The following is a 23,403-nucleotide window of genomic DNA, read 5'->3' on the forward strand; positions in this document are numbered from 1 at the left end:
TGCTCTCCAATCAGTTCAGGTGGGGGAAGCGGCGAGGGATGGGGAAACGGATTCTTCGTCGAAGCGCTCGATGGCGAAGGCGTCGATGGGCGTCTCGGTGCGCCCGTCGCGTGCGAGGTCGGCCAGCACTTCGCCTGCGGCCGGGCCGATCTGGAAGCCCGCACCCGCGAAGCCGAAGCCGTGGAACAGCCCAGGCGTGGTGAGGCTGGGGCCGAGCACCGGTTCGCGGTCGGGCAGGTAGCCCTCGGTGCCGCCCCAGGTGCGGATGATGTGTGCGTGGCGCAGCATGGGCAGCAGTTCCACGGCCTGCATTGCGAGCGTGGCGATGGCGTCGCTCTCGGCGCGCGCGCGCTCGTCGTCCAGCGTGATTCCCGTGCCGCCACCCATGACGAGATTGCCGCGCTCCACCTGCCTGCAGTAGATGCCGCCGCCTTCCACGCCAAGGCTCCATCGCATGAAGTGCGGCACCGGCTCTGTCACCGCCATCACGGGGCTGCGCGCATACATCGGCGGCGTCTCGCCGAACTGGCTGGCGATGGTGCCGGCCCACGCGCCCGCGCAGTTGAGCAGCACCGGCGCCTGCACTTCGAGCGCGTTGCCGCTGCGCACCATGAACATGGCGCCGTCGTGCGCGACCTCGTCGACCTTGTGCCGCTCGAAGACCAGCGCACCCGCGCGCTGCGCCGCCAGCGCGAAGGCCGGCGAGACGAGGCGCGGATTGGCCTGCCCGTCTTCCGCGCACAGCGAGCCGCCCACGGCGCGGGTGCCGAGCCAGGGGCATTGCTCTCGCAGGCGCGTGGCGGAGATCAGTTCCAGGCCCAGGTCGAAGTCGCTGCTCATCGCGCGGTAGCGCTCCAGCGAGGCCATGTCGGCTTCGCTGCGCGCGATCTTGAAATGGCCCGAGCGGACGTATTCGCCGTCGGTGCCCAGCAGTTCGGGCAGCTGGCCCCAGATGCGGTGTGCGCGCTGTGTCAGCGGCAACTGGCTCAGGGAGCGGCCCTGCCGGCGCACGCCGCCGAAGTTCACGCCGCTGGAGCGCGAGCCGCAAAGGTCGCGCTCGAGAAGCGCCACGCCGGCGCCCATGCGGCGCAAGGCCAGCGCGGCGGAGGAGCCGACGATGCCGCCACCGATGATGGCGACGTCGGTTCGCAACTTCTTGATCGAGCTCATGCACCGCTCCCTTCCGCGGGCACGAGCCGGATCGGAATCGGCTTGATCGGCGCCTGCCCGCGCAGGCGGCCGACCTGCTGCAGCGGCTGCTGCGTCGCATGCGCGAGGATCTCGGCCGCGGCCACGCCGCACATGCGGCCCTGGCAGCGGCCCATGCCGACGCGCGACAAGGCCTTGAGCCGGTTCAGCTCGTCGGCACCGGCCGTGGCGACGGTCTGGCGCAAGGTGCCGGCCGTGACGTTCTCGCAGCGGCAGATCACGAGCTCGTCGGGCGCATGCGCGGCCCAGTCCTGCGGTACCGGGAAGGCGCGTTCGAGGCCCTGGCGGAACCCAGCGAGCTTGTGCAGCCTGCGTTCGAGTTCGGCTGCGCGTGCCGTATCGACCGCCACGCCGTTGTCCGCCAGCAGCGCCAGCGCCGCCCGTTCGCCCGCCCACTCGGCCGCGTCCGCGCCCATGATGCCGGCGCCGTCGCCCGCGAGGTACACGCCCTCGACGCTGGAGCGCCCCGCCGCATCGCGCACCGGCAGGTGCGCGCGGTGCAGCGGCGCGTAGTCGAAGCGGCAGCCGAGCAGGTCGGCCAGCTGTGTTTCGGAGCGCAGCGCGTAGCCGAAGCCGATGGCATCGCAGGCCAGCGTGCGTTCTTCAGCACCGTCCTGCCATGCCACGCCGGTCACGCGGCTTTGCTGTTCGTCGCCGAGCACGCGCAACGGACGCACGCCGCTGTGCAAGGCCACGCCGTGTGCGCGCAGCCAGCCGACGTAGTACACGCCCTTCGCGAACACCGCGGGCTGGGTCAGCATCGCGGGTGTGGCCGCGAGCTGGTCGGCGAGGCGCGCGGTGTCGAGCACCGCGGCCACCTTCACGCCGGCCTTCGCATATTGATAAGCCACGAGGTACAGCAGCGGCCCCGTGCCCATGAACACCACGCGCTGCCCGATGGCGCAGCCCTGGAACTTGAGCGCCACTTGCGCGCCGCCCAGCGTGTAGACGCCCGGCAGCGTCCAGCCCGGTACCGGCAGCACGCGGTCGGTGGCACCCGTCGCCGCGATCAGGTGGCTGTAGGGCACGCGGCGGTTGCTGCGCGTGGGGTTGTGCATCACGTCGAGCCGATGGTCCTGGGCGTTCCACACCAGGCTGTCGCCCAGATGCTCGATGCGGCCCTGCAACGCGTCGAAGGCCGCATGCACGGCATCGGCGCGCTTCGATTCGAAGCCATAGAGCGTTCGCGCCGTGCGCTGCGCGAGGCCGGCGGGCGGGCGGCGGTAGATCTGCCCGCCGGCGCGCGGCGCCTCGTCGATCACCACGGGCCGCAGGCCATGCGCCACCAGCGTCTGCGCGGCGCGCACACCGGCCGGGCCGGCGCCGACGATCACGGGGCGGATTGCGTCTGCCTTCGTCATGCGCCGTTCTTCCCGGTGACCAGCGCCATGCCCGGCGCGATGAAGGTCGAGCAGGCGCGCAGCCGCTCGCCTTCGTCCGTGGCGATCCAGCAGTCCTGGCAGGCGCCCATCATGCAGAAGCCCGCGCGCGGCAGGCCGCTGAATTCGTTGCGCCGCAGCTGGTCGGATTGCGTGAGCACGGCGGTCAGCACGGTGTCGCCGGCCAGCGCGCTGGCCGGCGCGCCATCGAGGGTGAAGGGCACGGCTTCGCGCCCGCTTTTCTCGGCCACGCGGTGAAGCAGGGCGTGTGCAGTCATGGTCATCTATCGGCGCCCCACCAGCACGCGGTCGAGTCCGTAGACACGGTCGAGCAGCACCATCGCGAAGGCCGTGATGGCCACCATCAGCGCCGACACCGCCGCCATCAGCGGATCGATCGACTCGGTCGCGTACATGTACATGCGCACCGGCAGCGTCACCGTGCTCGGCGCGGTCACGAAGATCGACATCGTCACTTCGTCGAAGCTGTTGATGAACGACAGCATCCAGCCGCCCGTGACACCCGGCAGGATCATCGGCAGCGTGATGCGGCGGAACACCGTGGCCTGGCTCGCGCCCAGCGACAGCGCGGCCTGCTCGGCGCTGCGATCGAAGCCCACCAGCGCCGCCACCACCAACCGCAGCGTGTAGGGCGTGACGATGAGCGCATGCGCCATCACCAGCCAGCCGAAGCTGCCCGTGCCGCCGACCAGCGCGAACAGCCGCAGCAGCGCCACGCCCAGCACCAGGTGCGGCACGATCAGCGGCGAGAGGAACAGCCCGTTGAGGAAGTCGCGCCCCGGAAACGCGTAGCGCGTGATCGCCATGCCGGCCGGCACCGCGAGCAGCGTGGCGATGGTGGCCGAACTCAGTGCGAGCCACAGGCTGTTCCAGAACGACTGCATGAAGTCGGGGTGCGCGAACACCGCCTTGAACCAGCGCAGCGAGAAGCTGGTGGTCGGAATGGTCAGCGTGTTCTCGGGCGTGAACGCCACGATGCACACGACCACCAGCGGCGCCAGCATGAAGGTGATGACGAGCGCGTTGAACGCGAGGGCGATGGGGCCGTTTCTTTTCATCCCAATGCCTTCTTGTAGCGGCCTTCGACCAGGCGGTTGTAGCTGAGCATGACCACGAGGTTGGCCACCAGCAGCACCAGCGCCACGGCCGCGCCCAGCGGCCAGTTGAGTTCGCTCAGGTATTCGTCGTAGACGATGGTCGCGACCATCTTCAGCCGGCGCCCGCCGAGCAAGCCGGGAATCGCGAACGAGCTCGCGGCCAGGCCGAACACGATCAGGCTGCCCGAGAGAATGCCCGGCATCACCTGCGGCAGCACGATGCGCCGCAGCGTGGTGAAGGGCGTGGCGTTGAGCGAGAGCGCCGCGTTCTCCACGCCGGGGTCGAGCTTTTGCAGCGAGGTCCACACCGGGATCACCATGAAGGGCAGCATCACGTGCACCAGCGCGATGACCACCGCCGCGTTGGTGTAGAGGATCTTCACCGGGCTAATGCCCACGAGCTGCAGCAGCGCGTTCACCGCGCCCTCGGGGCCCAGCAGCATGCTCCAGCCGAAGGCGCGCACCACCACCGACACGAGCAGCGGCGCGAGCACCACCAGCAGCAGCACCGAGCGCCACGGGTTGCGCATGCGGCTCAGCACATAGGCTTCGGGCGCGCCGACGAGCACGCAGATCAGCGTGACCAGGCCCGAGACCCAGAAGGTGCGCCAGAAGATGCCGAGGTAGTACGAGTCGGAGAACACCAGCGCGTAGTGCGCCAGCGTGAACTCGCCGGACTTCGGGCCGGTGGCCGGGTCGTACACGTTGAACGACAGCACGGCCGTGAGCGCGAGCGGCACCAGCAGCAGCGCGCTGAACAGCAGCAGCGCGGGGCCGGAGAGCCACCAGGGCGTGGCCTTGTTCTGCATGGTGGTCATGCCGTCGCGGCCATCACGGTCTTCGCGGTGGCGTCCGCAGGCAGCAGCCGCATGCAGTGCGCCGGCCAGTCGATGCCGGTGCGGGCGCCTTCTTCGAGCGCATCGCGCCCGTCGTTGGGGCTCAGCACCGTGAGGTCGCCGATGGGCGTGGCCACGCGGTAGAGCCACTGGCTGCCGAGGAAGAAGCGTTCCTGCACCTCGCCGTCGAGCCGGCCCCGGCTCGTCGGCACGAGCTGCAGTTTCTCGGGCCGCACGCTCAGCAGCGCGGCCGTGTCGACGCCGAAGCCGGTGTCATCCACGTCGAGCGATAGCGCGCCGACTTCGACGCAGGTGCGCGCGGCGCCGCTGCCGGACACGCGGCAATCGAGCAGGTTGGCCTTGCCGACAAAGGTGGAGATGAAGCGCGTGCTCGGGTGTTCGTACACGCGCTGCGGATGGTCGATCTGCGTGGCGCAGCCGCCTTCCATCACCACCACGCGGTCGCTGATCGACATGGCCTCGCTCTGGTCGTGCGTGACCATCACCGTGGTAGTGCCGACCTTGCGCTGGATCTGCCGCAGCTCGAACTGCATCTCCTCGCGCAGCTTGGCGTCGAGGTTGGACAGCGGCTCGTCGAGCAGCAGCACCGGCGGCTCGATCACCAGCGCGCGCGACAGCGCCACGCGCTGCCGCTGGCCACCCGAGAGTTCGCGCGGATAGCGCGTGGCATGCGCTTCGAGGTGCACCAGCGCCAGCGCCTGCTTCACGCGTTCGGCGCGCTCGGCCTTGGGCATCTTGCGCATCTCGAGGCCGAAGCTCACGTTGTCGGCCACCGTCATGTGCGGAAACAGGGCATAGGTCTGGAACACGATGCCCAGGCCGCGCGTGTTGGCCTTGGCATGCGTGATGTCCTTGCCCGCGAGTTCGATGCGGCCGCTGCTCACGGCCTCGAAGCCCGCAATCATCTGCAGCGTGGTGGTCTTGCCGCAGCCCGAAGGGCCGAGCAGCGAGACGAACTCGCCTTTTTCCACCGTGAGGTTCATGGCCGACACCGCGCGGGCGGAGCCATAGAACTTGGTCACGTCGGTGAGCCGGAGGAATGACATGGAAAAGCCTTTCTGTCGGAGGCAAAAGGGGGGCGTGCGACACCTTGGTGCGTGCCATGGACCACTTGCCGATTTCAATTCACTCTATTGCAATGAACGCGCCAGTTCGCTTCGGGTATTCCATTAATCAGAATCTTTATTCAATTTATTCCGTTCAATGGAATATGATCGCCTCGATCGATAGATTGAATTCCACAGGAGCAAGATATGGAAACCCCATCGGCGGCCAGCGGCGGCGTGCCGCGCGTCTTCTCGGTGATCCGCGCGCTCGGCGCGGTGCAGGGCGAGGGCGGCCGCGTGACCCAGATCGCACGTTCCGTGGGCCTCACGCAGGCCACCACGCACCGTTTGCTGCAGTCGCTCATGGCCGAGGGCATGGTCGAGCAGGACGAGCGCAGCAAGCTCTATCGGTTGAGCATCGATTTCTTCGCGCTCGCCGCAAGCGCGGGCAATCCCGGCGACCTGCGCTCCATCTGCCGGCCCGTGCTGCTGCGCCTGTGCGCGAGCCTGGGCGACAGCATCTTTTTATTGGCGCGCAGCGGCTTCGACGCGGTGTGCCTGGACCGCAGCGAAGGCCCGTTCCCGATCCGCTCGTTCACGGGCGACATCGGCGGGCGCATCGCGCTGGGCGTGGGGCAGGGCGCGCTCGCAATCCTCGCGTTCCTGCCCGAGGCCGAGCGCGAGGAGGTGATCCGCTTCAACCTGTCGCGCGTGCGCGAGTACGGCGTGTACGACGAGGTCTATCTGCGCACCGAGATCGAGCGCGTGCGGCAGGCGGGTTATGCCGGGCGAAACACCGGACTGCTCGAAGGCATGGCGGGCGTGGCGGTGCCGATCCTCGACCGCGAAGGGCGCGCGGTAGCGGCGCTGAGCGTGGGCACCATCGCCGACCGGCTCAATGCGGACCGCATGCCGACGGTGGTCGAGCTGCTCAAGCGGGAGGCGGCGGCCATCGGGCCGAAGATCAATCCCTTCGACGCGACGTTGAGAAGGCCGGCGCAGAGCCTGGCGGGGTCGCCGGCGGGGCAGCGCATTGGCGTGCCCGAGGCGCCCAGGCCGGAATGAACCCGCTGTACCGGAAGGCGAGCGGAGGGTGAAGTTCTTTCCCAAAACGCATCAAGTCCTTCCATATTTTCGCTAGCCAATCGTCCCGGATTCGCAGATATTGGCCGCATTCCGCCGACTCCCATCGCCTTTCTCTTTCATCTCCTTCCTGGAGCGCGATCATGTCCGAAGCCCACACTTCTCTCCCCGTCCCCACCGAAGTCGAACAGCTGCTGCAGCGCCTCGGCGTGCCCGTCGAGGCCCACACCGGCGGCACGCTGACGGTGCGCTCGCCCGTCAGCGGCGAGGTCATCGCACAGGTGCCGCAGACCACGCCGGCCGAAGCCACCGCCGCCATCGGCCGCGCGCACGAAGCCTTCAAGGCCTGGCGCAGCGTGCCGGCCCCGCGCCGCGGCGAGCTGGTGCGCCTGCTCGGCGAAGAGCTGCGCGCCGCCAAGGGCGACCTCGGGCGCCTCGTCACGCTGGAGGCCGGCAAGATCCCGTCCGAAGGCGCGGGCGAAGTGCAGGAAATGATCGACATCTGCGACTTCGCGGTCGGCCTCTCGCGCCAGCTCTACGGCCTCACGCTGGCCACCGAGCGCGCCGAGCACCGCATGATGGAAACCTGGCATCCGCTGGGCGTGTGCGGCGTGATCTCGGCCTTCAACTTCCCGGTGGCCGTGTGGTCGTGGAACGCCGCGCTGGCGCTGGTGTGCGGCGACTCGGTGGTGTGGAAGCCTTCCGAGAAGACGCCGCTGACCGCACTGGCCGTGCATGCCATCGCGCATCGCGCCGTCGCGCGCTTCGGCGATGCGCCCGAGGGCCTGCTCGGCCTGCTGCTGGGCCAGCGTGACATCGGCGAGGTGCTGGTCGACGACCATCGCGTGCCGATCCTCTCGGCCACCGGCTCGACGGCAATGGGCCGCCAGGTGGGGCCGAAGCTGGCCGCGCGCTTCGCCCGCGCGATTCTCGAACTCGGCGGCAACAACGCGGCCATCGTCACGCCCTCGGCCGACCTCGACCTCACGCTGCGCGGCATCGCGTTCGCGGCCATGGGCACGGCCGGCCAGCGCTGCACCACGCTGCGCCGCCTGTTCGTGCACGACAGCGTGTACGACGCGCTGGTGCCCAAGCTCGCGAAGGTTTATGGCAACGTGCAGGTGGGCGATCCGCGCGAGGCCGGTACGCTGGTCGGCCCGCTGATCGACCGCGCAGCCTTCGACGGCATGCAGAAGGCGCTCGGCGAAAGCCGCGAGGCCGGCGCCACGGTGCACGGTGGCCAGCGCGTCGAAGGCCTCGGCACGAAGGACGCGTACTACGTGCGCCCCGCGCTGGTCGAGCTGAAGACGCACGACGGCCCGGTGCTGCGCGAGACCTTCGCGCCCATCCTCTACGTGGTGCGCTACAGCTCGCTCGATGAGGCCATCGAATGGCACAACGCGGTGGGCGCGGGCCTGTCGTCGTCGATCTTCACGCTGAACGTGCGCGAGGCCGAGCGCTTCATGTCGAGCGCAGGCTCGGACTGCGGCATTGCCAACGTCAACATCGGCCCGAGCGGCGCGGAGATCGGCGGTGCCTTCGGTGGTGAGAAGGAAACCGGCGGCGGCCGCGAAGCCGGCTCCGACAGCTGGAAGGCGTACATGCGCCGCGCGACCAACACCATCAACTACTCGATGGCATTGCCCCTGGCGCAGGGCGTGACCTTCGACATCGGCGACTGACCGACCCCGGCTCGTCTGTTCCCGCCGCGCAATTCCTTGCGTCGGCAGGTGGACGGCCGTGCGCACCCCAGAAAAACAACCACCAGGAGACAGAAGAAATGAGCATTCCCTTCAAGACAGTTGCAGCAGCCACGCTGCTCGCGCTCGCATTCGGCGGCGCCAGCGCGCAGACCACCGCCAGCGGCACGCTCGACAAGATCAAGACCAGCGGCAAGGTCGTGCTCGGCGTGCGCGAAGCCTCGCCGCCGATGGCCTACATGCTGGGCGCGGGCGAGAAGTACGTGGGCTACCACGTCGAGCTGTGCGAGCGCGTGCTGAAGGACATCGTGCCGCAGGCGAGGCTCGAATACATGGCCGTGACCGCGCAGAACACCATCCCCCTGGTGCAGAACGGCACGCTCGACATCGGCTGCGGCCCCACCACCAACAATACCGCGCGCCAACAGCAGGTGGCGTTCGCGCTCACCACGTACGTGAGCGAAGTGCGCATGGCGACCAAGGTCGACTCGGGCATCACCTCGCTCGAGCAGCTCGCGGGCCGCAACGTGTCGGCATCGACCGGCACCACCGCCGTGCAACTGCTGCGCAAGCGCGAGCGCGCGCAGAACGTCTCGTACAACACGATGCTCGGCAAGGACCACCTCGAGAGCTTCCTGCTGATGGAGTCGGGCCGCGCCGACGCCTTCGTGCTCGACGACAACCTGCTGGCCGGGATCATCGCGAACTCGAAGAACCCGGCCGCCTACCGCATCGTGGGCGAGCCGCTGGGCTCGGAGCCGATCGCGCTGCTGTTCCGCAAGGACGACCCGGCCTTCAAGGCCGCGGTGGACGATTCGCTGCGCCGCATGATGAAGAGCGGCGACCTGGAAAAGATCTACGCCAAGTGGTTCGTGGCGGCCATTCCGCCGAAGAACACGAGCCTGAACCTGCCGATGAGCACGGCGCTGAAGCAGCTGATGCTCGAACCCAACGACAAGCCACTGGAGGCCTACGCCAAGTGACCACGGACACCGTTGTCTTCTCGCCGGCGCAGCGCGTGCGCGCCATCGGCGTCTCGGAAATCCTGCGCATCACCGACCACGCCAATGCGCTCAAGTGCGCGGGCCGTCCGGTGATCGTGCTGGGCGCGGGCGAGCCCGACTTCGACACGCCGCAGAACGTGCGCGACGCGGCGGTGCGCGCCATCGGCCGTGGCGACACGCGCTACACCGTGCTCGACGGCAGCCCGGCGATGAAGGCGGCGGTGCAGCTGAAGTTCAAGCGCGACAACGCGCTCGACTTCGCACTCGACGAGATCAGCGTGAGCGCAGGCGCCAAGCAGGTGATCTTCAACGCGCTGATGGCCAGCCTGAACCCGGGCGATGAAGTGATCCTGCCCGCGCCGTACTGGACCTCGTACGCCGACATCGTGCAGATCTGCGGCGGCGTGCCGGTGCCGGTGGCGTGCACCGAGGCGAACGGCTTCCGGCTCGATGCCGCACAGCTCGAGGCGGCGATCACGCCGCGCACGCGCTGGCTGTTCCTGAACTCGCCGTCGAACCCGAGCGGCGCGGCCTACAGCGCGGCGCAGCTGAAGCCGCTGTGCGAGGTGCTGCTGCGACATCCGCAGGTGTGGGTGCTGGCGGACGACATCTACGAACACATCCTCTACGACGGCCTGGCCTTCGCGACGCCGGTAGCGGTGGAGCCACGCCTGCGCGAACGCACGCTGACCGTCAACGGCGTATCGAAGGCCTATGCGATGACCGGCTGGCGCGTGGGCTACGGCGCGGGGCCGCGCGCGCTGGTTGCGGCGATGGCCGTGGTGCAGAGCCAGACGACCTCGTGCCCTTCGTCGATCAGCCAGGCGGCGGCCATCGAGGCGCTGACCGGGCCGCAGGAGATCGTGGCCGAGCGCTGCGCCGACTTCCAGGCGCGGCGCGACTTCGTGGTGGCCGCGTTGAACCGCGCGCCGGGGCTGCATTGCCGCGTGCCCGAAGGCGCGTTCTATACCTTCGCCAGCTGCGCCGGCGTGCTCGGCAAGCGCACGCGCGGCGGCACGCTGCTGCAGACGGACAGCGACTTCTGCTGCTACCTGCTGCAGGACTTCGAGGTGGCGGTGGTGCCGGGCAGCGTGTTCGGGCTGGCGCCGTATTTCCGCATCTCGTATGCGACGTCGATGGCGCAGCTGGAAGAGGCATGCCAGCGCATCGCCGCTGCATGCGAAGCCCTCGAATGACCCCGCATTTCTCCCTCCCCCGCTGGGGGAGGGCTGGGGTGGGGGCAGGCGGCGTATCCATTGCCATCGGCTCATCCAACGCCGCTTGCCCCCATCCCAGCCTTCCCCCAGAGGGGGAGGGAGCAAGACCCACCACCTTCATTCCATCGGACACAGCATGACTTCCTCCCGCACCGGCGGCCAGATCCTGGTCGACCAGCTCATCACCCACGGCGTCAGGCAGCTGTTCTGCGTGCCCGGCGAAAGCTTTCTGGCCGTGCTCGACGCGCTGCATGACGCATCGATCGACGTGACCGTGTGCCGCCAGGAAGGCGGCGCGGCGATGATGGCCGAGGCGCAGGGCAAGCTCACGGGCCAACCCGGCATCTGCTTCGTCACGCGCGGCCCGGGTGCCACCAACGCGGCGGCCGGCGTGCACATCGCGCACCAGGACTCGACGCCGCTGCTGCTGTTCGTCGGCCAGGTCGCGCGCGACGCGATGGGCCGCGAGGCTTTCCAGGAGCTGGACTACGGCGCGGTGTTCGGCACCATGGCCAAGTGGGTGGTGCAGATCGACGATCCGGCGCGCGTGCCCGAGCTGGTGTCGCGTGCCTTCCATGTCGCCACCTCCGGCCGACCCGGCCCGGTGGTGATCGCGCTGCCCGAGGACATGCTGACCGAGGCCGCAGCGGTGGCCGACGCGCAGCCGTATGCGGTGACCGAAACCCATCCCGGCACGGCGCAGCTCGCCGAGCTGCAGCAGCGGCTGTCGCAGGCGCAGCGCCCGGTGGTCATCCTCGGCGGCAGCCGCTGGTCGGAGAAGGCGGCGCTGCAGTTCGCGGATTTCGCGGCCGCGTTCTCGCTGCCCGTGTACTGCTCGTTCCGCCGCCAGATGCTGATGTCGGCCGAGCACCCCTGCTATGCGGGCGACCTGGGCCTGGGCGCCAACCCGCGAATGCTGGAGCGCATCCGCAATGCCGACCTCGTGCTGCTCGTCGGCGGGCGCCTGTCGGAAGTGCCGTCGCAAGGCTACGAACTGCTGGCGATCCCGCAGCCGAAGCAGGCTCTGGTGCATGTGCACGCCGATGCCGACGAGCTCGGCAAGCTCTACCGCCCGGCGCAGGGCATTCACGCCACGCCGCAGGCGTTTGCCGAAGCGGTGTCTACGCTGCGCCTCGCGCAAGTGCCGGCCTGGCAGGCAGAGACAAAGACCGCACGCGAAGACTTCCTGCGCTGGAGCGACCCGGCGCCCATCCGCATTCCCGGCCCGCTGCAGATGGGCGAGGTCATGCAGCACCTGCGTGAAGTGCTGCCGGCCGACACCATCTTCTGCAACGGCGCGGGTAACTTCGCCACTTGGGTGCACCGCTTCTGGCCGTTCCGCGCCTTCGCGAGCCAGCTCGCGCCCACCAGCGGCTCGATGGGCTACGGCCTGCCGGCCGGCGTCGGCGCCAAGCGCCTCTGGCCGCAGCGCGAGGTGGTCGTGTTCGCGGGCGACGGCGATTTCATGATGCACGGGCAGGAATTCGCCACCGCCGTGCAGTACGGCCTGCCGATCATCGTGGTGCTGCTGGACAACGCCATGTACGGCACGATCCGCATGCACCAGGAAAAGCACTATCCCGGCCGCATCAGCGCCACGCAATTGAAGAACCCCGATTTCCGCGGCTATGCCGAAGTGTTCGGCGGCCACGGCGAACGCGTGACCAGCACCGAAGAGTTCGGCCCCGCGCTGGCCCGTGCGCGTGCGAGCGGCAAACCCGCGATCCTGCACTGCCTGCTCGATCCGGAAGCGATCACGCCGGGAAGCACGCTGCAGTCGATCCGCAAGGCCGCGCTGGCCGCGTCCTGAACAGGCCCGCAGCAGGAAGGCGTCAGCTCAGCCCGTCCGCGTGGCGAAGCGGCGCCGGCGGGTTGCCGTCGGGCCGCCGCGCCGCCAGCCGCGCGGCGCGGGCCAGCGGTTCCATCGCCTGTTCGAGCCGCATCGCGAGCTGGTAGAGCTCCTCATCCTTGGTGTCCGCGGCATGCGCGCGCGTCATGCGCACGATCTCGGCGGCGTATTCGGCGTTGGTGGCCATCCATTCGGTGTCGGTCACGCGCCCATGCTTTCGCCGAAGCGCCACATGAAGGCGCGCGGCGAGGGCGATGCGTTCGCTTTCGGACATGGATGGCATGCTTCCTCCGTCGGGTGGGCGACTCCCGGGTTCTTTCTTATCCTGTGCAAGATCGGGGCCTGATGCGCCTGCATGAATTGTGCCGCTCTGTTAACCATCGGAAACACTTTGGTTTGCGAATCGGGCTTTCCAGGCCGGCAAAGCGGGTAATTCCCAATGCACTGAGGCGGTGCGCCCCCTAAAGTCTGCGCACTCGCGAACGGGCCCCGGCTCGTGCTGCCGAGGGTCCGAGGAGACAAACTCGAGCAACTATAAAAAATGCTTCCAAGGCTCCGTACGAGATGCCATGTTTGACTTTGAAAGGCGCCGCTGGTCGGCGCCTTTTTTATGCCCGCGCGCGCCGTGCCCGAAGGGTTTTTCCACAGTGCCAAATTGACCTCCCACAAAGGCCACGCGTGCACATGAAGCTATATTTTCGATAGCGCCACGAGTGAGACAATCGCCGCCATGGAAATGCTGGTGGTGACGGGCGCTTCGCTGCTCGCGGGTTTTGTCGATTCGATCGTGGGTGGAGGCGGGTTGATCCTGGTGCCGGCGCTGTTTGCCGTGTTCCCGGGCGCGACCCCGGCAACGCTGCTGGGCACCAACAAGAGTGCGTCCATTTGGGGCACGGCCGCCGCCGCGGCCCAGTTCAGCCAGCGTGTGCAGATGCGCTGGGGCGCCCTTTGGCCCGCCGCGGTGCTCGGTTTCGCCGGCTCGATGCTGGGCGCCTGGGGCGTCACGCTATTCCCGGGCGACTTCCTGCGCCGGGCGCTGCCGGTCATCCTGCTGGGCGTGCTGCTCTACACGCTGGCGCGCAAGGACATGGGCCGGATGCATGCGCCGCGCTTCTCCGGCCGGGCCGAGACGCTGGCGGCCTGCACCATCGGCCTGTCGATCGGGTTCTATGACGGCTTCTTCGGGCCGGGCGCGGGGAGCTTCCTGGTGTTCCTGTTCGTGCGCTGGATGGGCTACGACTTCCTCAACGCCTCGGCCTCGGCCAAGATCATCAACACGCTGACCAACGCCGCGGCGCTGATCCTGCTGGCTGCCAAGGGCCATGTCTGGTGGCACTACGGGCTGGTGATGGCGGTGGCCAACGTGGCCGGCAGCCTGCTCGGCACGCGGGTTGCACTGAAGCACGGGGCGGGCTTCGTTCGGGTGGTGTTCATCGTGGTGGTGAGCGCGCTGATCCTGAAGACCGCGTACGACGCATTCCTGAAATAGCGAAACAAGAAAGTCAGCCGATGTCCTCCCCCGAAGCGCCTGCCGAGCCGCTCGCCCCCGTCAGCTTCTGGCAGGCCTTCGGCTACTGGCTCAAGCTGGGCTTCATCAGCTTCGGCGGGCCGGCCGGGCAGATCGCGCTGATGCACCAGGAGCTGGTGGAGCGCCGCCGCTGGATCTCGGAGAAGCGATTCCTCCATGCGCTGAATTACTGCATGGTGCTGCCCGGCCCCGAGGCGCAGCAGCTGGCGACCTATATCGGCTGGCTCATGCACCGCACCTGGGGCGGCATCGTGGCGGGAGGGCTGTTCGTGCTGCCGTCGCTGTTCATCCTGATCGCGCTGTCGTGGGTCTACATGGCGTACGGACAGGTGCCGGCGGTGGCGGGGCTGCTCTACGGCGTAAAGCCCGCGGTGACGGCCATCGTGCTGTTCGCGGCCTGGCGCATCGGCTCTCGGGTGCTGAAGAACGCCTGGCTGTGGGCAATCGCCGCCGCGGCATTCGTGGCGATCTTTGCCCTTCGCGTGCCGTTTCCGCCGATCGTGCTCGTGGCGGGGGCCATCGGCTACCTTGGCAGCCGGGTGGCACCGGAGCGCTTCGCGCCGGGCGGCGCTCACGCTGCGGCGGCAGCCTCGGTCGGCCCCGCGCTGATCGACGACGACACGCCGACACCCGCGCATGCGCGCTTCGGCTGGGGCCGCTTCTTGCGCGTGCTGGGCGTGTTCCTCGCACTCTGGCTCGTCGCCATCGGCGCCCTCGCGGCACTGTTCGGCTGGCACGGCGCGCTCACGCAGATGGGCTGGTTCTTCACCAAGGCCGCGCTGCTGACTTTCGGCGGCGCCTATGCGGTGCTGCCCTACGTGTTCCAGGGCGCGGTCGACCACTACGGCTGGCTCAGCGCTACGCAGATGATCGACGGGCTCGCGCTGGGCGAAACCACGCCGGGGCCGCTGATCATGGTGGTGTCGTTCGTGGGTTTCGTGGGCGGCTGGAACCAGTCGCTGTTCGGCGGGCAGTCGTTGTTCCTGGCGGGCGCGGTGGCGGCGACGGTGGTGAGCTTCTTCACCTTCCTGCCGTCGTTCCTGTTCATCCTGCTGGGCGGCCCGTTCATCGAATCGACGCACGGCAACCTGAAGCTCACCGCGCCGCTGACGGCCATCACGGCGGCCGTGGTGGGCGTGATCGTCAACCTCGCGGTGTTCTTCGCCTGGCACGTGCTGTGGCCGAAGGGCGCGGGCGGTGGTTTCGACGCGGCATCGGCGGCGATCGGGCTGATCGCCGCCGTGGCGCTGTTCCGCTTCAAGGCCGGGGTGATCCCGGTGGTGCTGGGCGCGGCCTTGCTAGGGCTGGCGTGGCAGTTGGTGGTGCTGCGCTTGCTACAGCACTGACTTTTCGTGGAACACCGCGGAACCGGCTTTGCCGGGCCGCAGGTGTTGCCCCCGGTAGGGGGAAGGCGTAGCGACACGAAGTGCGCGCAGCCTGGGGGCGAGCCAACTACTCTTCGACGAAGGCTTCTTCGCGCTTGGCCTTGATCGCCGGCAGCAGCACGATGCCCAGCAGCAGCGCCGCAGCCACCAGCAGCCCCGCCGACAGCGGCCGCGTGACGAACACGCTCCACGCGCCGCGCGACAGCAGCAGTGCGCGCCGCAGGTTCTCTTCCATCATCGGGCCCAGGATGAAGCCCAGCAGCAGCGGGGCGGGCTCCGTGCGCAGCTTCAGGAACAGGTAGCCGATGAAGCCGAAGGCCGCCACCATCCAGATGTCGAAGGTGTTGTTGTTGGTCGAGTACACGCCAATCGCGCAGAACAGCACGATCGCCGGGAACAGGAACTTGTAGGGCACCGTCAGCAGCTTGATCCACATGCCGATCAGCGGCAGGTTCAGCACGATCAGCATCGCGTTGCCGATCCACATCGAGGCGATCAGGCCCCAGAACAGTTCGGGGTTGCTGGTCATGACCTGCGGGCCCGGCTGGATGTTGTGGATCGTCATCGCACCCACCATCAGCGCCATCACCGCATTGGGCGGAATGCCCAGCGTCAGCAGCGGGATGAAGGAGGTTTGCGCACCGGCATTGTTGGCCGACTCGGGCGAAGCCACGCCGCGGATGTTGCCCTTGCCGAAGGCGACTTCGCCGGGGCGCATCTTGATCTTCTTTTCAAGCGCATAGGCCGCGAAGGCCGCCAGCAGCGCGCCGCCGCCGGGCAGGATGCCCAGCGCCGAGCCCAGCGCCGTGCCGCGCAGCACGGCGGGCGTCATGCGCTTGAAGTCTTCCTTGGTGGGCCACAGGCCCTTCACCTTGTGCGTGAACACCTCGCGCTCGTCGTCGGGCTGCGAGAGGTTGCCGATGATTTCGCCGTAGCCGAACACGCCCATGGCGATCACCACGAAGCCGATGCCGTCGGTGAGTTCAGGAATGTCGAAGCTGTAGCGCGCCACGCCCGAATTCACGTCGGTGCCGACGATGCCCAGCAGCAGGCCGAGCACGATCATCGCCACCGCCTTCAGCAGCGAGCCCGAGGCCAGCACCACGGCGCCGATCAGGCCCAGCACCATCAGCGAGAAGTATTCGGCCGGGCCGAACTTGAAGGCCAGCTCGGTCAGCGGCGGTGCGAAGGCGGCCAGGATCAGCGTACCGACGCAGCCCGCGAAGAACGAGCCCAGGCCCGCGGCGGCGAGCGCCGGGCCTGCGCGGCCCTGCCTTGCCATTTGGTAGCCGTCGATACAGGTGACCACCGAGGACGACTCCCCGGGCAGGTTCACCAGGATGGCCGTGGTCGAGCCGCCGTACTGCGCGCCGTAATAGATGCCGGCCAGCATGATCAGCGCCGACACGGGCGGCAGCGCATACGTGGCGGGCAGCAGCATCGCGATGGTCGCGACCGGGCCGATGCCGGGCAGCACGCCGATCAGCGTGCCCAGGATGCAGCCGACCAGGCAGTACAGCAGGTTGGTGAAGGTGAACGCGACGCCGAAGCCGGTCGCGAGGTTGTGGAACAGTTCCATGGCGATGCGCTCCTCAACCCGAAATGAAAGTAGGCCAGACCTGGATCTGGAGCTTCAGCGCCCAGATGAAGGCCACGTAGCTGCCGGCCGCCAGGATGGTGGAGAGAATCAGCACGTCGCGCAGCTTGAAGTGCTCGCCCGCCATGCTCGAGATGATCGTGAGCGCGTAGATCGCGATGATCATTCCCATCGCCGGCAGCCCGATGCTGGGCAGCCCGCCCAGCAGCACGCCGAAGGCGAGGTTGGCGCCGAGCACGAAGGCCAGCGGCTTCCAGGCCCATTTGCCGATCGGGTCGCCGGTGGGGGTTTCGACCACCAGTGCCTGGAACATGATGATGGCACCGAGGACGGCCAGCAGGATGCCGAGCATCAGCGGGAAGTAACCCGGTCCCATGCGGGCACCGTTGCCGACGGTGTAGGTGGTGGCGCCTATCGCAAAGGCTCCTCCCACGGCAGTGAACATGACTCCTGAGAAGAAGTCCGCCTGACTCTTGATGCGCATGTCTCGCCCCTCTTATATGAAGGGTCGAGGGTCGTTCTGCGCGGCTGACTGTTGGCTGACCGTGGAGGTACGGACTATTGCTTACCGGGTTTTCATTAGGCCGAGCTGACGAAGGCGCTCTAGCCTGGCGCAGAAACGAAAAAAGCTCCCGAAGGAGCTTTTCATTCAGAAGCCCGAAGGCTCTGGAGGGAAGGGCTTAGTAGCCGCCGCGACCACCGCCGCCGCCGCCGTAGCCGCCGCCACCACCGCTGCGGCCACCGCCACCGCCGCCGTAGCCGCCACCACCGCCGTAGCCGCCACCGCCGCCACCACCGTAGCCGCCGCCGCCACCACCGCTGCGGGGGGGACGGGCTTCCATCGGACGGGCTTCGTTCACCGTCAGGGCGCGGCCCTGCAGCGAGTGGCCGTTCATGGCTTCAATGGCTGCCAGTGCTTCGGCATCCGAACCCATTTCGACAAAGCCGAAGCCCTTCGAACGGCCGGTGTCACGTTCCATCATGACCTTGGCGCTGACGATGGCGCCGAACTCGCCGAAGGCTTGTTCCAGATCGTTGTCACGCACGGAGTAGGCGAGGTTGCCTACGTAGAGTTTCTTGCCCATTGAGGGACTCCTAATTCAAACCAACAAGACAAAGCGATGGAGTCCCAGAATCACAACAAACAAAATGCGCTGTGGCGCGAAACTGACCGATCACCGAATTACGTGCACGGGAGACAAAGCTCACAGACACGTAGGCCGGATTATCCGGCCCGATTTACAAAAAGCGTGGGGAAATCGTGTGTTATTGAGAAACATCTCGGCCCGATGGGCGGTTTCGCAACGGTTTCAGCAGGCCGGAGAGCCCGTTGTGGTCTATTTCATGCATCAGCGCGAGCAGCCGGCCAATTTCTCCTGAGGGAAAACCCTCGCGTGCAAACCAGGTCAGGTAATTTCCGGGCAAATCGGCAATCAGCGTGCCCTTGTGCTTGCCAAAAGGCATTTGGAGCGTCACCAGGCGCTGCAGGTCTTCGGGTTGCATCGGTGCTCAGCCTCCCGCCCGCTTGACCGTGTGGCCCTGCTTCACCAGCGCCGCGACCACCAGTTCGCGGTGGTCGCCCTGGATCTCGATCACGCCGTCCTTCACCGTGCCGCCCGAGCCGCAGGCCGTTTTCAGCTGCTTGCCGAGCGCCGCGAGGCCTTCCGCATCGAGCGCCACGCCCTTGACGACGGTCACGCCCTTGCCCTTGCGTCCCTTGGTTTCGTGCGATACGCGGACAATGCCGTCCGTGGCCGGCAGGCGCGCCTTGAGTTCCTTGCAGCGGCACCGGGCCATGGGCTCGCCGCAGCCGGGGCACATGCGGCCGCCCGCCTCGGTGGAGTACACCAGGGCGCTGCCGGCCTGATTGCGCTGCTGTTTCATCGTCGACATCCGATCCGTCTTTCTTCTCTTCTGTGTCTGCTTACATGCCATTCGACTCACTGGGCCTGGCCCCCGCGCTCGTGCAGGCCGCCGCCCAAAGCGGCTATGCCGCGCCGACCGCCATCCAGGCCGCGGCCATCCCCGCGATTCTGCAAGGCCGCGACCTGCGGGGCTCGGCGCAGACCGGCTCCGGCAAGACAGCCGCATTTTCCCTGCCCCTGCTGCAGCGCCTGGGCGCCGAGCGCGCACAGGGCTCGCGCCGCGTGCGCGCGCTGGTGCTCGTGCCCACGCGCGAGCTCGCGGCCCAGGTCGGCGAGACCATGCGCAGCCTGGCGCAGCACCTGCCCGAGCGCCTGAAGATCGTCGTCGCCTTCGGCGGCGTGTCGATCAACCCGCAGATGATGAGCCTGCGCGGCGGTGCCGACATCGTCGTCGCCACGCCGGGCCGGCTGCTCGACCTCGCCGACCACAACGCGCTGAAGCTCGATGCCGTGTCGACGCTGGTGCTCGACGAGGCCGACCGCCTGTTCGACCTCGGCTTTGCCGAAGAGCTCGGCCGCATCCTCGCGCTCTTGCCGAAGCAGCGCCAGAACCTGCTGTTCTCCGCCACCTTCCCGAGCGCCATCCAGGCGCTGGCCGACGGCATGCTGCGCGATCCGGCCGTCGTCGACGTGCAGGGCGAGCCCGGCACCGAGCCGAACATCGTGCAGCGCGTGATCGAGGTCGACGCCATCCGCCGCACGCAGTTGCTGCGCCATCTGCTGAAGCAGCACGAAGGCGAATGGGACCGCGTGCTGGTCTTCGTCGCCACGCAGCATGCGGCGCAGACCGTGGCCGAGAAGCTCTACAAGAACGGCATCTACGCCGTGCCCTTCCACGGCGACATCGCGCAGGGTACGCGCACCGACATCCTTTCGCAGTTCAAGCAGAGCCGCTGGGACGTGGTGATCGCCACCGACCTCGCGGCGCGCGGCATCGACATCGCGCAGCTGCCCGTGGTCATCAACTACGACCTGCCGCGCTCGCCGACCGACTACATCCACCGCATCGGCCGCACCGGCCGCGCGGGCGAGAGCGGACTGGCGATCAGCTTCGTGAGCGCGGCCACCGAGGCGCACTTCCGGCTGATCGAGAAGCGCCAGGGGCTGAGCCTGCCGCGCGAGCGCGTCGAAGGCTTCGAGCCGACGGAGGTGGCGGTGCCCGTGGTCGATGCGTCGGGTACCGGCGGCGTCAAGGGCAAGCGGCCGAGCAAGAAGGACAAGCTGCGCGCGGCGGCTGCGCTTGCGGCTGCACGGGGCGAAACGCCCGAGAAGAACGACTGACCCTGTGCCGCGCAGGCTACGAGCGCTTGCCCAGGAAGCTCGTCAGCAGGTCCACCGGCAGCGGGAACACGATGGTCGTGTTCTTGTCCGCGCCGATCACCGTTAGCGTCTCCAGGTAGCGCAGCTGGATCGCCTGCGGCTCCTGCGCCAGCACGCGCGCGGCCTGGAACAGCTTTTCCGAGGCCTGCAGCTCGCCCTCGGCGTGGATCACCTTGGCGCGCCGTTCGCGTTCGGCCTCGGCCTGCCGCGCGATGGCGCGCACCATCGATTCGGTGAGGTCGATCTGCTTGATCTCCACGTTCGACACCTTGATGCCCCATGACGCCGTCTGCACGTCCAGCGACTCGCGCACGTCGAGGTTGAGCTTCTCGCGCTCGGCCAGCATGTCGTCGAGCTGGTGCTTGCCGAGCACCGAGCGCAGCGTGGTCTGGGCCAGCTGGCTGGTGGCATTGAAGAAATCCTTGACCTGGATGATCGCCTTCTCTGCGTCGACGATGCGGAAGTAGACGACCGCGCTGACCTTGACCGACACGTTGTCGCGAGAGATCACGTCCTGCGTCGGCACTTCGAGCACCACGGTGCGCAGGTCGACGCGCACCACCTGCTGGATGGCCGGTATCACGACCACCAGCCCGGGGCCCGCGACCCGCGTGAAACGCCCCAGCGTAAACACGATGCCGCGCTCGTATTCGCGGAAGATCCAGATGGCGGAAAAGGCCAGCATCACCAGCAACACGAGGATGAAGGCGCCGATGCCGTAAGTGAAAGAGAGCATGGTGGTCTCCTGCGACCCGGCAAGGGCCGCTGGATTGTTCGACACGCGCATGGCGCAAGCGTTCCAGACAGGCGCCGAACAGGGATCGCCCCCGGCGCCTTTTGTAGGCGCGCGCCTACCAGCCCATCTGCCTGGCCGCCAGTTCCTTCATGATCTCCTCGGCCCCGCCGCCGATCATCATCACCTTCACCTCGCGGTAGATGCGCTCGCTCACCGTGCCGCGCATGAAACCCATGCCGCCGAGGATCTGCACCGCCTGGTCGGCGCAGAACTGCATGGTCTGCGTCGCATGGTTCTTCAGCATGCAGACCCGCGCGACCCATTCGGGTGCGTTGAAGCGCCCGGCCGTTTCGTGCGCATCGCCCTCGGCCGAAACCGCCTCGATCCACGCCTCGGTGGAGGCGATGCGCATCTGCATGTCGACCAATTTGTGGCGCACCGCCTGGTGCTCGATCAGCGCGGCGCCGAATGTCCTGCGATCGCGCGCCCAGGCCAGCGCCTCGTCGAGGCAGGCCTGCGAGAAACCGAGCGCGCCCGCCGCGAGCCCGATGCGCTCGCCGTTGAAGTTGCCCATGACCATGCGGAAGCCCGCGCCTTCGCCGCCGAGCAGGTAGCGCGCCGGCACGCGCACGTTGTCGAAGTGCAGCGTCGCGGTGTCGGAGCACAGCCAGCCCATCTTCGCGAGGCGCGTGCGCGAAAGGCCGGGCGCATCGCCGGGCACGAGGAGCATCGAGATGCCGCCCGCGCCGCGCCCTTCGCCGGTGCGCACGGCCACCGTGATCCAGTCGGCGCGCATGCCCGAGGTGATGAAGGTCTTCTCGCCGTTCACCACGTAGTCGCCGCCGTCGCGCCTTGCGGTGGTGCGCAGCGCGGCCACGTCTGAGCCGCCGCCGGGCTCGGTGATGGCGAGCGCCGCGATCTTCTCGCCGCGCAGCACCGGCGGCACGACCTCGCGGCGCGCCGTGTCGCTCGCATGCAGCACCACAGGCGGCAATCCGATGTTGTGCGAGAACAGGCTTGCGAGCACACCGCCGCTCTTGCCGTGGCGCGCGAGTGCGATCCATGCGGGCAGCTTGAGCGAATACGAGGCGGGCGTACCGCCCAGGTCTTCGGGGTAGCCCAGTCCGAGCAATCCCAGTTCGGCGGCACGTGCGTAGAGCGCGCGCGGAAACTCGCCCGCTTCATCCCAGGCCTGCACGTTCGGCGCGATCTCGCTTTCGGCAAAGCGCCGCACCGTGTCGGCGAGCGCCGCGCGGTCGGCTTGCAGTTCGGCGTCCATGGGCGCCTCAGCCGCGCGGCGGCCGCTTCGCGATGCCCATCGTCTTTGCGAGGATGCCGAGCATGACCTCGTCCGCGCCGCCGCCGATGGAGCCGAGCCGGCCGTCGCGGTACAGGCGCGAGACGCGGTTCTCGAGCGTGAAGCCCATCCCGCCCCAGAACTGCAGGCAGGTGTCCGCCACCTGCCGCGTGAGGCGGCCGGTCTTGAGCTTGGCCATCGACGCGAGCTCGAGCACGTCCTCGCCCTGCACGTGCAGGTCGCAGGCGCGGTAGGTCAGCGCGCGCAACGCCTCCACCTCGGTCTTGAGTTCGGCCAGCTTGAACTGCACCCACTGCTGGTCGGCCAGCGTGCCGCCGAACATGTGGCGCTGCTGTGCCCACTCGATGGTCTGCGCGATGCAGTCTTCCATCGGTTCGAGCGAGCTTGCGGCGGCCCACAGGCGCTCTTCCTGGAACTGCTGCATCTGGTAGACGAAGCCCTGGCCTTCCTCGCCGATGCGAAAGCGTTGCGGCACGCGCACGTTGTCGAAGTAGATGAGCCCGGTGTCGCTCGAGTTCATGCCGATCTTGCGGATCTTCTTCGCCTTCTCGATGCCGGGGCTGTCCATCGGCACCATCACGAGCGACTTGTTGCGGTGCACCGGTCCGTCGCTGGTGTTGACCAGCATGCACATCCAGTCGGCCTGCAGGCTGTTGGTGATCCACATTTTCTGGCCACTGATGAGGTAGTCGTCGCCGTCCTTGCGCGCGTGGCTCTTGAGGCCCGCGACGTCGCTGCCCGCGCCGGGCTCGCTCACGCCGATGCAGCCGACCGTGTCACCGGCAATGGCGGGCATGAGGAATTCGCGGCGCAGTTCGTCGCTGCCGAAGCGTGCGAGCGCGGGCGTGCACATGTCGGTCTGCACGCCGATGGCCATCGGCACGCCGCCGCAGCTCACGTGGCCGAGCGCCTCGGCCATCGCCATCGCATACGAGTAGTCGAGCCCCGCGCCGCCGAAGGCCTCGGGCTTGTTCAGCCCCAGCATGCCCAGGTTGCCGAGCTTCTTGAAGACCTCGTGCGCGGGGAAGATCTCTGCCTCTTCCCATTCGTCCACGTGCGGGTTGATCTCTTCGTCGATGAAGCGGCGCAGGGTCTTCTGGATCTCGAGGTGTTCGTGGGTGTACTGCATGTC

23 protein-coding genes are annotated in these 23,403 nt (G+C 68.0%); 8 read left to right on the forward strand and 15 right to left on the reverse strand.

What is annotated here, in order from left to right:
• Positions 1-15: 15 nt before the first annotated feature.
• Genes ACEOAB_RS00850 through ACEOAB_RS00875 form a run of 6 tightly spaced genes read right to left on the reverse strand, consistent with a single transcriptional unit; the run spans position 16 to position 5,609 of the window.
• The gene (locus ACEOAB_RS00850) at positions 16-1,170 is read right to left on the reverse strand and encodes an NAD(P)/FAD-dependent oxidoreductase (protein ID WP_413750425.1); all 1,155 of its coding nucleotides are present in this window, start codon (positions 1,168-1,170) and stop codon (positions 16-18) included.
• Positions 1,167-2,570 carry an FAD/NAD(P)-dependent oxidoreductase gene (locus ACEOAB_RS00855; RefSeq protein WP_495653371.1) on the reverse strand — a complete coding sequence of 468 codons (1,404 nt, stop codon included), beginning with the start codon at positions 2,568-2,570 and terminating at the stop codon, positions 1,167-1,169. The genes ACEOAB_RS00850 and ACEOAB_RS00855 overlap by 4 nt, the downstream gene beginning before the upstream one ends.
• Complete coding sequence (locus tag ACEOAB_RS00860) at positions 2,567-2,872, reverse strand: (2Fe-2S)-binding protein (protein WP_495653372.1); 306 nt, start codon at positions 2,870-2,872, stop codon at positions 2,567-2,569. Before ACEOAB_RS00860 ends, ACEOAB_RS00855 begins: the two co-directional genes overlap by 4 nt.
• The gene (locus ACEOAB_RS00865) at positions 2,873-3,667 is read right to left on the reverse strand and encodes an ABC transporter permease (RefSeq protein ID WP_413750998.1); all 795 of its coding nucleotides are present in this window, start codon (positions 3,665-3,667) and stop codon (positions 2,873-2,875) included.
• A complete protein-coding gene (locus ACEOAB_RS00870) occupies positions 3,664-4,524 on the reverse strand; it encodes an ABC transporter permease (protein ID WP_413750997.1) in 861 nt (286 codons plus the stop codon). Before ACEOAB_RS00870 ends, ACEOAB_RS00865 begins: the two co-directional genes overlap by 4 nt.
• Complete coding sequence (locus ACEOAB_RS00875) at positions 4,521-5,609, reverse strand: ABC transporter ATP-binding protein (protein WP_413750996.1); 1,089 nt, start codon at positions 5,607-5,609, stop codon at positions 4,521-4,523. Before ACEOAB_RS00875 ends, ACEOAB_RS00870 begins: the two co-directional genes overlap by 4 nt.
• Positions 5,610-5,816: 207 nt before the next feature.
• Between ACEOAB_RS00875 and ACEOAB_RS00880 the strand changes: the two genes are divergently transcribed.
• From ACEOAB_RS00880 to ACEOAB_RS00900, 5 genes are all read left to right on the forward strand, one after another.
• Positions 5,817-6,674, forward strand: coding sequence for an IclR family transcriptional regulator (locus tag ACEOAB_RS00880; RefSeq protein WP_413750995.1), 858 nt, complete (start codon positions 5,817-5,819; stop codon positions 6,672-6,674).
• A gap of 161 nt (positions 6,675-6,835) precedes the next feature.
• A complete protein-coding gene (gene amaB / locus ACEOAB_RS00885) occupies positions 6,836-8,374 on the forward strand; it encodes an L-piperidine-6-carboxylate dehydrogenase (RefSeq protein ID WP_495653373.1) in 1,539 nt (512 codons plus the stop codon).
• A 98-nt stretch (positions 8,375-8,472) separates the two neighbouring features.
• Positions 8,473-9,375: an amino acid ABC transporter substrate-binding protein gene (locus tag ACEOAB_RS00890; RefSeq protein WP_413751168.1), complete on the forward strand. Its 903-nt coding sequence runs from the start codon at positions 8,473-8,475 to the stop codon at positions 9,373-9,375.
• Entirely contained in the window at positions 9,372-10,592 is a 1,221-nt protein-coding gene (locus ACEOAB_RS00895; RefSeq protein WP_413751169.1) for a pyridoxal phosphate-dependent aminotransferase, read from the forward strand. The genes ACEOAB_RS00890 and ACEOAB_RS00895 overlap by 4 nt, the downstream gene beginning before the upstream one ends.
• 157 nt (positions 10,593-10,749) lie before the next feature.
• On the forward strand, positions 10,750-12,423 hold the full coding sequence (locus ACEOAB_RS00900) for a thiamine pyrophosphate-binding protein (RefSeq protein ID WP_413751381.1): 1,674 nt from the start codon (positions 10,750-10,752) through the stop codon (positions 12,421-12,423).
• A 22-nt stretch (positions 12,424-12,445) separates the two neighbouring features.
• On the opposite strand, the gene ACEOAB_RS00905 is transcribed toward ACEOAB_RS00900, so the two are convergent.
• Positions 12,446-12,745, reverse strand: coding sequence for a hypothetical protein (locus tag ACEOAB_RS00905; RefSeq protein WP_056587941.1), 300 nt, complete (start codon positions 12,743-12,745; stop codon positions 12,446-12,448).
• A gap of 447 nt (positions 12,746-13,192) precedes the next feature.
• Between ACEOAB_RS00905 and ACEOAB_RS00910 the strand changes: the two genes are divergently transcribed.
• Positions 13,193-13,951 (forward strand): TSUP family transporter, encoded by a 759-nt coding sequence (locus ACEOAB_RS00910; protein WP_056587939.1) that lies wholly within the window; start codon positions 13,193-13,195, stop codon positions 13,949-13,951.
• A gap of 20 nt (positions 13,952-13,971) precedes the next feature.
• Positions 13,972-15,336, forward strand: a complete 1,365-nt coding sequence (gene chrA, locus ACEOAB_RS00915; RefSeq protein ID WP_413749371.1) for a chromate efflux transporter — start codon at positions 13,972-13,974, stop codon at positions 15,334-15,336.
• Between the two features lie 106 nt (positions 15,337-15,442).
• Here chrA and ACEOAB_RS00920 read toward each other — a convergent pair whose 3' ends face one another.
• The 5 genes from ACEOAB_RS00920 to ACEOAB_RS00940 form a co-directional block, all read right to left on the reverse strand.
• The gene (locus tag ACEOAB_RS00920) at positions 15,443-16,954 is read right to left on the reverse strand and encodes a tripartite tricarboxylate transporter permease (RefSeq protein ID WP_056587933.1); all 1,512 of its coding nucleotides are present in this window, start codon (positions 16,952-16,954) and stop codon (positions 15,443-15,445) included.
• Positions 16,955-16,967: 13 nt separating this feature from the next.
• Entirely contained in the window at positions 16,968-17,456 is a 489-nt protein-coding gene (locus ACEOAB_RS00925) for a tripartite tricarboxylate transporter TctB family protein (protein WP_007835454.1), read from the reverse strand.
• Between the two features lie 196 nt (positions 17,457-17,652).
• Positions 17,653-18,057 (reverse strand): RNA-binding regulator, encoded by a 405-nt coding sequence (rbp, locus tag ACEOAB_RS00930; RefSeq protein ID WP_495653374.1) that lies wholly within the window; start codon positions 18,055-18,057, stop codon positions 17,653-17,655.
• A 181-nt stretch (positions 18,058-18,238) separates the two neighbouring features.
• Positions 18,239-18,475 (reverse strand): DUF3820 family protein, encoded by a 237-nt coding sequence (locus ACEOAB_RS00935; protein WP_007835452.1) that lies wholly within the window; start codon positions 18,473-18,475, stop codon positions 18,239-18,241.
• A gap of 6 nt (positions 18,476-18,481) precedes the next feature.
• On the reverse strand, positions 18,482-18,856 hold the full coding sequence (locus ACEOAB_RS00940) for a translation initiation factor Sui1 (RefSeq protein WP_007835451.1): 375 nt from the start codon (positions 18,854-18,856) through the stop codon (positions 18,482-18,484).
• Positions 18,857-18,900: 44 nt separating this feature from the next.
• Between ACEOAB_RS00940 and ACEOAB_RS00945 the strand changes: the two genes are divergently transcribed.
• Positions 18,901-20,178: a DEAD/DEAH box helicase gene (locus ACEOAB_RS00945; RefSeq protein ID WP_495653375.1), complete on the forward strand. Its 1,278-nt coding sequence runs from the start codon at positions 18,901-18,903 to the stop codon at positions 20,176-20,178.
• Positions 20,179-20,194: 16 nt separating this feature from the next.
• On the opposite strand, the gene ACEOAB_RS00950 is transcribed toward ACEOAB_RS00945, so the two are convergent.
• From ACEOAB_RS00950 to ACEOAB_RS00960, 3 genes are all read right to left on the reverse strand, one after another.
• Positions 20,195-20,902 carry a slipin family protein gene (locus ACEOAB_RS00950; protein WP_413749373.1) on the reverse strand — a complete coding sequence of 236 codons (708 nt, stop codon included), beginning with the start codon at positions 20,900-20,902 and terminating at the stop codon, positions 20,195-20,197.
• A 166-nt stretch (positions 20,903-21,068) separates the two neighbouring features.
• A complete protein-coding gene (locus ACEOAB_RS00955) occupies positions 21,069-22,232 on the reverse strand; it encodes an acyl-CoA dehydrogenase family protein (RefSeq protein ID WP_413749368.1) in 1,164 nt (387 codons plus the stop codon).
• Between the two features lie 7 nt (positions 22,233-22,239).
• Positions 22,240-23,400: an acyl-CoA dehydrogenase family protein gene (locus ACEOAB_RS00960; protein ID WP_413749367.1), complete on the reverse strand. Its 1,161-nt coding sequence runs from the start codon at positions 23,398-23,400 to the stop codon at positions 22,240-22,242.
• Positions 23,401-23,403: the final 3 nt, after the last annotated feature.

The sequence above is a fragment of the Variovorax sp. Varisp53 genome (genome assembly GCF_059491555.1).

Excerpts from the sequence above, each read along its gene's own strand:
- ACEOAB_RS00850 (WP_413750425.1), bottom strand. The coding sequence starts at position 1,170 with ATGAGCTCGATCAAGAAGTTGCGAACCGACGTCGCCATCATCGGTGGC.
- ACEOAB_RS00890 (WP_413751168.1), top strand. The coding sequence starts at position 8,473 with ATGAGCATTCCCTTCAAGACAGTTGCAGCAGCCACGCTGCTCGCGCTC.
- ACEOAB_RS00925 (WP_007835454.1), bottom strand. The coding sequence starts at position 17,456 with ATGCGCATCAAGAGTCAGGCGGACTTCTTCTCAGGAGTCATGTTCACT.
- ACEOAB_RS00935 (WP_007835452.1), bottom strand. The coding sequence starts at position 18,475 with ATGCAACCCGAAGACCTGCAGCGCCTGGTGACGCTCCAAATGCCTTTT.
- ACEOAB_RS00875 (WP_413750996.1), bottom strand. The coding sequence starts at position 5,609 with ATGTCATTCCTCCGGCTCACCGACGTGACCAAGTTCTATGGCTCCGCC.
- ACEOAB_RS00870 (WP_413750997.1), bottom strand. The coding sequence starts at position 4,524 with ATGACCACCATGCAGAACAAGGCCACGCCCTGGTGGCTCTCCGGCCCC.
- ACEOAB_RS00855 (WP_495653371.1), bottom strand. The coding sequence starts at position 2,570 with ATGACGAAGGCAGACGCAATCCGCCCCGTGATCGTCGGCGCCGGCCCG.
- rbp (WP_495653374.1), bottom strand. The coding sequence starts at position 18,057 with ATGGGCAAGAAACTCTACGTAGGCAACCTCGCCTACTCCGTGCGTGAC.
- ACEOAB_RS00920 (WP_056587933.1), bottom strand. The coding sequence starts at position 16,954 with ATGGAACTGTTCCACAACCTCGCGACCGGCTTCGGCGTCGCGTTCACC.
- amaB (WP_495653373.1), top strand. The coding sequence starts at position 6,836 with ATGTCCGAAGCCCACACTTCTCTCCCCGTCCCCACCGAAGTCGAACAG.
- ACEOAB_RS00900 (WP_413751381.1), top strand. The coding sequence starts at position 10,750 with ATGACTTCCTCCCGCACCGGCGGCCAGATCCTGGTCGACCAGCTCATC.
- ACEOAB_RS00910 (WP_056587939.1), top strand. The coding sequence starts at position 13,193 with ATGGAAATGCTGGTGGTGACGGGCGCTTCGCTGCTCGCGGGTTTTGTC.
- ACEOAB_RS00905 (WP_056587941.1), bottom strand. The coding sequence starts at position 12,745 with ATGCCATCCATGTCCGAAAGCGAACGCATCGCCCTCGCCGCGCGCCTT.
- ACEOAB_RS00940 (WP_007835451.1), bottom strand. The coding sequence starts at position 18,856 with ATGAAACAGCAGCGCAATCAGGCCGGCAGCGCCCTGGTGTACTCCACC.
- chrA (WP_413749371.1), top strand. The coding sequence starts at position 13,972 with ATGTCCTCCCCCGAAGCGCCTGCCGAGCCGCTCGCCCCCGTCAGCTTC.
- ACEOAB_RS00960 (WP_413749367.1), bottom strand. The coding sequence starts at position 23,400 with ATGCAGTACACCCACGAACACCTCGAGATCCAGAAGACCCTGCGCCGC.
- ACEOAB_RS00945 (WP_495653375.1), top strand. The coding sequence starts at position 18,901 with ATGCCATTCGACTCACTGGGCCTGGCCCCCGCGCTCGTGCAGGCCGCC.
- ACEOAB_RS00880 (WP_413750995.1), top strand. The coding sequence starts at position 5,817 with ATGGAAACCCCATCGGCGGCCAGCGGCGGCGTGCCGCGCGTCTTCTCG.
- ACEOAB_RS00860 (WP_495653372.1), bottom strand. The coding sequence starts at position 2,872 with ATGACCATGACTGCACACGCCCTGCTTCACCGCGTGGCCGAGAAAAGC.
- ACEOAB_RS00950 (WP_413749373.1), bottom strand. The coding sequence starts at position 20,902 with ATGCTGGCCTTTTCCGCCATCTGGATCTTCCGCGAATACGAGCGCGGC.
- ACEOAB_RS00865 (WP_413750998.1), bottom strand. The coding sequence starts at position 3,667 with ATGAAAAGAAACGGCCCCATCGCCCTCGCGTTCAACGCGCTCGTCATC.
- ACEOAB_RS00955 (WP_413749368.1), bottom strand. The coding sequence starts at position 22,232 with ATGGACGCCGAACTGCAAGCCGACCGCGCGGCGCTCGCCGACACGGTG.